11 protein-coding genes are annotated in these 9,092 nt (G+C 64.2%); 1 reads left to right on the top strand and 10 read right to left on the bottom strand.

All coding sequences use genetic code 11. The features are described 5' to 3' along the window. Positions 1 to 120: 120 nt before the first annotated feature. The 10 genes from IBX53_RS12740 to IBX53_RS12695 form a co-directional block, all read right to left on the bottom strand. On the bottom strand, positions 121 to 870 hold the full coding sequence (locus IBX53_RS12740) for a PFL_4669 family integrating conjugative element protein (RefSeq protein ID WP_290909821.1): 750 nt from the start codon (positions 868 to 870) through the stop codon (positions 121 to 123). An 82-nt stretch (positions 871 to 952) separates the two neighbouring features. Then, entirely contained in the window at positions 953 to 2,323 is a 1,371-nt protein-coding gene (locus IBX53_RS12735; protein ID WP_290909820.1) for an STY4528 family pathogenicity island replication protein, read from the bottom strand. Further along, positions 2,323 to 2,925: a DUF2857 domain-containing protein gene (locus tag IBX53_RS12730; RefSeq protein WP_290909819.1), complete on the bottom strand. Its 603-nt coding sequence runs from the start codon at positions 2,923 to 2,925 to the stop codon at positions 2,323 to 2,325. The genes IBX53_RS12735 and IBX53_RS12730 overlap by 1 nt, the downstream gene beginning before the upstream one ends. Beyond that, a complete protein-coding gene (locus tag IBX53_RS12725) occupies positions 2,922 to 4,802 on the bottom strand; it encodes a ParB family protein (protein WP_290909818.1) in 1,881 nt (626 codons plus the stop codon). The genes IBX53_RS12730 and IBX53_RS12725 overlap by 4 nt, the downstream gene beginning before the upstream one ends. Before the next feature lie 75 nt (positions 4,803 to 4,877). Beyond that, positions 4,878 to 5,114, bottom strand: coding sequence for a type II toxin-antitoxin system HicA family toxin (locus IBX53_RS12720; RefSeq protein WP_290909817.1), 237 nt, complete (start codon positions 5,112 to 5,114; stop codon positions 4,878 to 4,880). Next, positions 5,107 to 5,487, bottom strand: a complete 381-nt coding sequence (locus IBX53_RS12715) for a hypothetical protein (RefSeq protein WP_290909816.1) — start codon at positions 5,485 to 5,487, stop codon at positions 5,107 to 5,109. Before IBX53_RS12715 ends, IBX53_RS12720 begins: the two co-directional genes overlap by 8 nt. After that, positions 5,484 to 6,887 (bottom strand): replicative DNA helicase, encoded by a 1,404-nt coding sequence (gene dnaB, locus IBX53_RS12710; RefSeq protein WP_290909815.1) that lies wholly within the window; start codon positions 6,885 to 6,887, stop codon positions 5,484 to 5,486. Before dnaB ends, IBX53_RS12715 begins: the two co-directional genes overlap by 4 nt. Then, the gene (locus IBX53_RS12705; protein ID WP_290909814.1) at positions 6,874 to 7,740 is read right to left on the bottom strand and encodes a ParA family protein; all 867 of its coding nucleotides are present in this window, start codon (positions 7,738 to 7,740) and stop codon (positions 6,874 to 6,876) included. Before IBX53_RS12705 ends, dnaB begins: the two co-directional genes overlap by 14 nt. Positions 7,741 to 8,035: 295 nt before the next feature. Further along, positions 8,036 to 8,386 (bottom strand): hypothetical protein, encoded by a 351-nt coding sequence (locus tag IBX53_RS12700; protein ID WP_290909813.1) that lies wholly within the window; start codon positions 8,384 to 8,386, stop codon positions 8,036 to 8,038. 63 nt (positions 8,387 to 8,449) lie between these two features. Then, positions 8,450 to 8,746: a helix-turn-helix transcriptional regulator gene (locus IBX53_RS12695; protein WP_290909812.1), complete on the bottom strand. Its 297-nt coding sequence runs from the start codon at positions 8,744 to 8,746 to the stop codon at positions 8,450 to 8,452. A 101-nt stretch (positions 8,747 to 8,847) separates the two neighbouring features. Between IBX53_RS12695 and IBX53_RS12690 the strand changes: the two genes are divergently transcribed. Further along, positions 8,848 to 9,054 carry a DNA-binding protein gene (locus tag IBX53_RS12690; RefSeq protein WP_240407705.1) on the top strand — a complete coding sequence of 69 codons (207 nt, stop codon included), beginning with the start codon at positions 8,848 to 8,850 and terminating at the stop codon, positions 9,052 to 9,054. Positions 9,055 to 9,092 lie beyond the last annotated feature (38 nt).

The following is a 9,092-nucleotide window of genomic DNA, read 5'->3' as shown; positions in this document are numbered from 1 at the left end:
CCCAAGTGATTCCAGTGGAATCACCCCCGGAGCCCTCCTCGGCACCGCCGCCCAGGTGATTCCAGTGGAATCACCCTCGGAGCCCTCCTCGGCACCGCCGCCCAGGTGATTCCAGTGGAATCACGTCGAGGTAGCGCACCCCTGCTCCCCCGCGGAAGGCGGTGAGTCTCCTTTCGACTCGCCTTCGCTGCCGGCCCTCCCGGCCTCCGCCGGCTTGGCAATCGGCGGTGCAAACTCGCTGCGCCGCTTGCCGGAGAGCACGTCGTCAGGCAGTGCGCCGAACTTCTCGATGGCGTCTCGCGCCTTGGCATTGTTGGCGGCGAAGTCGTCCCGGATGGCGCCACTGAAGCCGGGGTATTTCTGGGTACTCGCGCATAGGCTTCGCAGGAGGTGACCGCCCACCCGGACATACTCCTCCATCTGTCGCCGGCCAATCAGGGCGATATGGTGGGCGAGCATGACGCGCCTGACGAAGCGGTCGAAGTCGATCAGCAGGCGCAGGGCGAGCCAGCCGTGCTGACCGCCGGTATAGACGGGAATCTTGAGGGGCTGCTGGTTGAGGTTCTCTTCCACATCCAGCTCTGGCGGCAGCTGAGCCATCAGGCTATCCAGCTCCTGGAGGCGCTGGTCCAACTGAGCTCGCGTTTCGGCGAGCTTGGCATCCAGCTGCAACAGCCAGTGATCCGCGTAGGGGTCGTCCTTGGCAGCGTTCTGCTTGATCGCACCGCAGATCAGCAGAAACTGCCGCATGCCGATAATTTGTGGGCGTCCTGTCTCTACGCCTCGCCCCTTCCAGATCCGTGCTGCGTGATGGGTATGTAGCGTCAGCTCGATCTTGCTGCGCAGTGCTCCCAGGCGATCAACGGCCATGTCGCGTTGCCCTCATGCTGATGTGTGTCCGCGGTATGGAAGGCACTGTCAATCAGTTGATGTGGGGGAGACAGGGGAATCGTTAATGGCTGCTGAGTGGGTTTTTCCCGACCGATGGCCATAACCCCAGCGAGCGAAGGCACTGTTCTCGGGCTGCTTGGGCCTCCTCAGGCGAGGTGGTACTCGGCTTGGCACTCGACGGCTCCGCTGTCTGGGGGCAGGACGGTGGCACGCTACGAGCTGCCGGCCGCTTGGTGGCGGTGAGAGCCCCCTGTTGCACCCTCCCCGCCCGGCGCTCCGCCTGGGTCTGGGCATAGCCGGTCGCCACGAACTCGCCGCCGATGGCTCGCTTGATCAGCCCCCGCAGGAAGCCCTTGGGGTTTCGCACCGAGCCACCGCTCATGCGCCCTGCCGCCTCATCGAGAATCGCCTGCTGGGTGTCGCCGGCCAGATCCGCCATCAGCAGCTGAGTCGCCTGGCGTTCGCTCTCATCCATCGAGAGACATGCCGGCCAGTGCAGGCTCACGGCTGACGTACCTGTAGGTTTTACACAGTGTGAAGTACGTACTGTACGGGAAGAACTGCCAGAGTTTTCATCGAGAACTGCCCCGACAGCCCGATAAGCTCTTGATTCGAGACTTGGTTCTCGCTCGAAACCAGGGGAGTTCTTTCGCATTGCTCGGCCGGGTTCTCGCTGAGAACTCGGCAGCCTGCCCTGGTTTTTGCCCCGGTTCTTCTGCTCAGTCACGGCGGAGAACTGGGCGGCGTCATCCCTGGCAGGCGACCTGAGCTGAGCCCTCCTGGCCCGGGAGGTCATGGTATCGAGACGCGTCGGCAGCTCATGCAGGGCCCCGGCTTCCTGGAGCTCCGCGAGCACCATGGCAGCGACGGCCTTGACCACCTTGTTCTGGTGATCCACGCAGCGACACACATACTCCACATAGTCGGCGTCCAGCACTGAAGCTTCCGCGGGCGAAAGCGGCTCGTCGTGGAGGATGTAGACGTTGCCGATGATGCGGCCGTTCTGCGCGTTACGCGCCCGGTGACCGAGACTGACCCATCGGGTCAGGCGAAGCACAGCAATAACGCGGGCGACCGTGGCCCTCGACGCCTTCTGGCCCGGAGCTCCCCGCAGCAAGGGCTGCAGCTCGTCGTAGGTCGGCACCGCGGTGGTTCGGTCCGGATTGACCAGCATCCGCATCATCTGCCAGCCAAGCTTGTCGACGTGCCCGAGGCGCGGATCCAGCAGCAGCGACCGCGGCACGGTCTCATGGGGATTCCCGAAAAACAGCAGGCCATCAATACCTGAGGACGCTGGCTCTCCCATCCGCCCGGACTCGCCGTTCTCAACGGCAGGCGCCGGGGGCTCGCCCCGGCGCTGGGTCATCTCTGAAGCCGCCTGGCCGATCAATCGATCCAGCCCCTTCCGAGTGGCGTTCCGCAGATGGACCATCACCGCCCTCCTTCAGGAGACATCCACTCTTCGGCTGGAGGCGCCGTGCGCGGCTGGCCGGGATCCCCCCACTGCTTGATCAGGTGCCACACCACCGCCAGCGGAATATCGGTTTCCTCGGCAAGGGTGACCATGCCCTGCAGGTCGTCGGTCGCCTTGGGGTCCAGGGCGATATGTTGCCAGCGCTCCCAGGCATCGTGCTCTACCTGCTCCGATGGCATCGCCAGCCGGCCCTGGCGCGGCGCAATGCCCAGTAGCTGGCGACGCGTCGAGCAGTCGTTGCCGGTCAGGCCGAAGAAGGCGCCCATCATGCTGACGCTGGCCCCCAGCCTCAGGCAGCGATCAATGAGGGTCTCACGGTCCTGGTCACGATCGATGCGCGCCAGAACGCCGCGCAGTGCGGCGTGGTCCACCGAGAAGCGCGCTACCACCGGCCCTGCACTGGCCAGCGAGTCGATATCGCTCGCTCTCAGCCGCCGCAGGGTGCGCAGTTCATCCTCGCTGAAGCCGAGGGCCAGCGCCCGGCGCATATTGCCCTCCCGAAGAAACCCCATGACCTGGCTGAGCAGCGCCTGGTTCAGGTTGGCGGATGAAGAGCTCATGACTGGGCCTCCTGTTGTCCCTGCAGGTGTTCACGAAGGCGGCGAATCAGCCGCACCAGACGGAAGAAACGAAGCAGTACCGCATCGTCCCAGGCGCTCTCGGCGCCCTCTTCCCGATGGGTGCCCAGCAGCGATCCCCACAGAGTAGCGTCGGCGGGGTACTCGGGATTGAGCTCGCCACGCAGGCTGGCCAGCGCCTGCCAGGCGAAGCGGGCACGGCGGTCGGCAGCATCCGGCAGCGGGTTGAGATCGAAACCGATACCGTCGTCATCGGCGATCACCACGTCGCTGCCGCCGAAGCCGCCCCAGCGGGCGATAACCTGCACCAGTTCACGGATACGAATACGCAGTGAGCGAGGCTCATCCTCGACCCCTTCGATAAACCAGACGTCGGCAATGGGCGGGGTGGTCTCACCGGAGAGCACCGGTGCCGCCAGGGGGGCCAGCTGCTCGAAGTCGAAGCTGGGCACGCCGAGCTCGCTGGCCAGATGGTGACGGTAGCCGCGCTTCCCCGGGCTCTCTTCCCAGCGGGACTGGGTCAGCCCCTCAAGGCGGGCGGCCCGTTCGGCCTGAGATCGCGCCGCACCCTCAGGCCAATCGGCCTCCTCCTCTGCGGACGCTGCCACGGGTGCAGGACTAGCCTCCGACATAGACTCGCTGAAACCAGGCACCATGGGAGCCGGTGATTCACTCAGCCGCTGCTTTTCGCGCTCCAGCGCAGCAACCTGCTCACGCAGCCGAAGCAGTTCGGTGCTCTCTGCTCTCTCGTCATCGGCAGGCGTGTCTCTGCTGAGGGTCCGAGGCGATGGCAGCTGCTCAGCTTGGGGCTCAGGCTCTGACGTTTGCGCCTTCGGCGTACTGCCCACGGCAGGCTCGGTAGCGCTCTCGGGCAGCGGTGGATATACCGAAGGCGGCTGGGCGTCAGGGTCGCGCATCTGCTGCAGCTCAACGTCCAGGGCCTCGAAGGCCTGATGCTCTTCCAGGTCCCAGCGCCGCTTGCGGTAGGTGACGATGTTATCGAGGGTCAGCTCGCAGACGTTGAAATGCACGCCGGTGTGGTCCGACAGCATGCCGCACAGCCGGTCCACCACCATGCTCCAGTTCATCTCCGTCTGGCCCTCGTCATCGAACCAGGCCATGGTCTGGTGCCAGGCCTCGGCAAAGCCCTCGGGTGAGACCTCCTCGGTGCAGCGCGCCCAGATCAGCCGGCAGGCTTCCCGGTAGCTGATCAGCTTCTCGACCTGTGGCCGCCCCAGGCCGCTGTAGAGGGTGTTGGGCAGGGTGGGCAGCAGGTGCTCGACGGTGTAGAGCATCTTGCTGATATGGCTCTGGGCGACCTGGTAGCCGTCCTCGGCCAGGCACTTGATCAGCTCACGCTGCGAGAGCGTGTTGCCGCTCTCCTCCTCATACATCGCCTTGGCGTCTACCACGCCCTTGGCACGCTCGATCCACAGCAGCTGGCCGCGGTTGTCGTTCTCGCTGAGGTGCCCCGTCAGCATCTTCACTTCCGACTGCCAGGGTCGGTACAGGGCATAGAAGGCGTGGAAACGCGACTCACCGGTCTCTTCATAGAGCTCGCGCAGGATCTGCAGGCGGGTATTGCCACCGTCGCAGATGGTGTAGTGCTTCTCCCCCGGCCGCTGGGTGACCGGAGGCTTATGCTTGAGACCCGCGGCACGGATCGAGGCCTTGATCTCCTCATACTTGGGGTTCTGGACCTGCCGGGGGTTGTGCTCATAGGGCTTGAGCATGTCCAGCGTGACCCAGACGGCCATCTCCTGGTCGGGTGGAGTCACGGCATCCACGGGCTGCCCCTGACGCTTGGGGCCGGGTTGCATCAGGCGCTCGCGAAGCTGCTGGTCGGTTGGGCGTTTCATCGGCGGTATTCCTCGGTGACGAAGCTGGCTGAGGCGGCGCCGCCATGCGGCACCTGGGTGCTGATGACGGAGGCATCACTCGTCATGGCGGCACCTCTGCTGCCACTCCGCCCGGCGCAGCTGGGAGCGTGCATTCAGCTCAGCGCGACGGTCCTTGGTGGTGAAGGAGGTGAAGACCGGCGCACAGCCCGGCTTGCTGAACCGCAGATGCCCGCCGCTGGTACGCTGCACCTCCCACCCCCGGGTGGCGGCATAGCGCACCAGGCGCTGCATCCCCTTGGACCCTCGTGCTGCCGACAGTGACTTACTCATCGTTGGCCTCCTCGATCTCCCAGAAGCGTGTCAACAAGGCGTCACCGCCCTCGATGAAGGTGTGGATCTCGTGGCCGCTATAGGCGGCCATCTGGATCACCGCGAGGGCACTCTCCTGCAAGTCAGGATCGAGCCCGCGCAGCCGCTGCATCTCGAAGGGCCAGCTGTCGCCGTTGTAGAGCGCGAGAAGGAGGCGGCGCAGGTGACGGGACTGGCCACTGTGGCCCTGGGCCACGCGGATTAAATGCTCAAGGGCTGGGAGCCCTTCCTTCTCAGCCTCAAGCTGACGCTGGCGAGTCTCGTTCATGACCTGAGCCAACGCCTGTGAAAGACGGGAACGGGGTTCGGGTGTGCGCACACGATACCGATTCATGGGGTCACCTCCTGATGCTGCCAGGCCAACGGCTTGAAGCGCGCCGACTCTCCCTGGAACGCCAGGTGCACGGTGCCGGTGGGCCCATTGCGCTGCTTGCCCAGAATCAGCTCGGCCAGGCCGTGGCTCTCTTCGTTGTCGGGGTGATACACCTCGTCGCGGTAGATGAAGGCGATGACGTCGGCGTCCTGCTCCAGCGCGCCGCTGTCGCGCAGATCGGCCATGCAGGGGCGCTTGTTGGGGCGGGTCTCCAGGGAGCGGTTGAGCTGCGACAGCGCAATCACCGGAGCGCGCAGCTCCTTGGCGGTTTCCTTGAGGATGCGGCTGACCTTACCCACCTCGAGGGTGCGGTTTTCGCTGCCCGGCTCCTGAAGCAGCTGCAGGTAGTCCACCAGGATCATGGAGGGGCGCCCGAAGCGCCGCGTCATGCGGCGAGCGCGGGCCTTCAGGCTGGAGGCGGTGATGCCGGAGGCATCATCGATCAGCAGTTTCCCGTCCAGCTCGGTGAGTCGACTGACCGCGGCGGTTACCTTGGGCCAATCCTCGTCTTCCATCTTTCCGGTGCGCAGCTTCTGCAGGGAGACATTGCCCAGGCTGGCGATCAGCCGCAGCATCAGCTGCGACTCGGGCATCTCCAGGGAGAAGATAAAGACCGGGCCGGCAACCTCCTCTGCCGTCAGCGCATGCTCCGCAAAGCCGAGCCCCATGGCGGTCTTGCCCATGGAGGGACGGCCGGCCAGGATGATGAGATCCCCGGGCTGCCAGCCCGCGGTCATGGCGTCTAGTTCACTCAGTCCACTCGGGATCCCCGTCACCCCGCCCTGCGCATTGAAGGCCTGATCGATGACGTTGATGGCCTCCCCCAGCATCTCCTTCATGGAGCTCAGCCGATCATGGCGTTCCTCCGTCAGGGCGAAGAGCTTCTGCTCGGCCTCCTCGATCAGCTCGGCGGCCGAGCGACCCTGGGCATTCAGGGCCTGCTGGTTCAGCGTGAAGCAGGTGTGGATCAGCTGCCGCAGCGCATGGCGGTCCCGCACGATCTCGGCATAGGCCGCCACATTGGCCGCGCTGGGGGTGTTGCGAGCCAGCTCTGCCAGGAAGGCGAGCCCTCCCACCTGCTCAAGCTGCCGCGTCTCTTCCAGTGCTTCGGAGACGGTCACCACATCCATCGGCTGGTCACGCTCGGCCAGCCCCTGGATCGCCTGGAACACCAGGCGGTGGGTCTGCTGGTAGAACATCGCCGGCGCCAGGCGATCGGCAACTTCGTCCCACATGGCGTTATCCAGCAAGAGACCGCCCAGCACCGACTGTTCCGATTCCAGGCTATGGGGAGGCAGATAGCCGGCGGCGGGGCTCTCCTCGGCCACCCGGAGCTCGACCAGATTCTCAATGGCACTCATCGTGGCAGCCTCCCTGCATGGCGGTGGTGCTGACCATGGCGTCGATCAGCGGCTGCCAGTCGGGGTTGAGCTCACAGGCCATCGCCTTGACCTGGTCGGCAGCAGAAGGCGACTTGCGGCCGGCGGGCTTGCGCGGCTCGAACTGGTGAGCCGGCAGCCCGGCGCTGGCCGCCTGTCGGAAGGCGACACCAGCGCGGATGGTGCTCTGCATGACGGTGACGCCCTGCTCGCCGGCGGCGAACATCTCTGCCAGCGTCTGGTGGATGCCCCGCGCATCGGCGGTTTCATCCAGGCGATTCACGAGTACGGAAACGGGGGGAACGGAGAGGTGGGTGAACTGGCTGAGCGCCTCGAGATCGCGCAGCAGGCCAACTGTGCCGCGCACGAACTCACGGGCGGAGAGTAGCTCGGGGGTGATGGGAGAGAGAGCGTGATCGGAGGCCAGGACCGCCATCTCCAGGGTGATGGAGCGCGCCCCCTGGGTGTCGATCAGGACGAGATCATAGCCTGACAGGCTGGAGAGCAGCTGGGCGAGCCGGAAGCGACCATCCGGGGCATTGAGCAGCAGCTGAGGGAGCTGGCCGGCGTGATCATTGGAGATCACCACATCCAGGTTGGGATGGGCCGTCTGCGATATGACGCGATCAGGCGCCGTATCGCTGAGTGCGATCAGCTCATAGGTGCCGCCGGGGGCTTCGATGCGAAGGGGGTAGTAGCTGGAGAGCGTCGGCTGGCTATCCAGGTCGATGAACAGGACCCTGAGGCCCGCATCGGCCAGGAGGCCGCCCAGATTGGCTGTGACGGTAGTCTTGCCGACCCCGCCCTTGGTCGAAATAACAGAAACAACGCGCATAACCTCACCTCGGTTCCAGATGGAAACAAGTGTGAGGCTGATGATCTGTCTCTATTTCACGAAGCTGGCTAGAACCATACCCGCACGGGAATTCCGCAACTCGTTCGTAAGCCGCTGATTTCGCACTGTTTGAGATGGTGCCGGCACCAGGAGTCGAACCCGGGACCTACTGATTACAAGGCCCTTTCCGGCCTGCCTGGTATGGCTGGAACCGCCATAACTGGCTCTTTTTCGACCATCGGCCAGTCCACTCTAGCCCGTTTCTGCTCAACGCTGTCGACGCTTCGTTGACACCCTACAGCAGTCCCATCGCTCGCATGGCACTACCCAATGCTCGGTATGGAGCCCCTACCACCTCGGCATCCAGGTGCAGGATTGCCAGCATCACCCAGAAGGTCACGAACCCGCCCCCTGCGGCCCCCAGGATCATTCCCTTTATCAGCCCTCGTCTCTCCGGCCTGGCATACACCTGACGCCTGAACGCTGCCTTCTGTTCCTTCGTCCAGTCGTCTGGTGGGCTTCCTTCTACCTTTGCCCCCCTTCCGCCTCTGAACTCCTTGGGCCTGTAGTACGTTTCCTTCTTGCTGAATTTTTTATCCCTACGATCCCTGTCTTCCCAGTAGTAGTCCCTATCCTGAATGCCCATCGCTGACCCTCCCTCACTCCTGGAGCCTGCCACCCTGGTACCACCTGGCCGCTGCCTTCCTGGCTAGTCGGTATCCGTCCCTGTCCGCTTGAGCGTCTTCCGCGCCTTCTCAATCCCCGGGCTTATCTGCCCGGCTTCTTCGTTCACCTGGTCCGCCATCAGCCAAACCGTGTACTTCCCGAATTCCTTGCAAACCTGTGACAGCACCTTCGCAGACGGCTCGTTCTTCCCCTGCTCCAGCCTTATCAGAGTGTTCTTCGGTATTCCGGTCACGTCACTGAACTCCTGGCGCCCCATTCCCTCCGCCTCTCGAATCTCGCGGATTTTCTCACCGAATGAGCTTGACGCCTGATCATTCATGACTATACTCACATATGACTACTGATCACTTGTGCTCACACCACCACAGCTAAGCACACATGATCAGTCTACACCAGCCAGCCAAACCCAGCAGGTGCCATATGGAAACGAGCAACGCGCCCCAGGTCCCGGCCATCGTGCCCGTCATGACCCTCGAGCGGTTCTCCGAGCTTTCAGGCCTCACCGTTGACACCGTCCGGGGCCAGATTCAGCAAGGCAACCTTCCCTTCATCAAGGTAGGCCGCCGCCGCCTGGTGAATGTCGCACTCCTCACCGCCGAGTGCCTGCATTCGGAGGATTGGGCATGACTACCTATACCCTCCACTCCGCCCAGGTTGGCGACACC

Source organism: Halomonas sp., from assembly GCF_014859505.1.
Classification (GTDB): Bacteria; Pseudomonadota; Gammaproteobacteria; order Pseudomonadales; family Halomonadaceae; genus Halomonas.
This window is presented reverse-complemented; position numbering and strand designations above follow the sequence as displayed.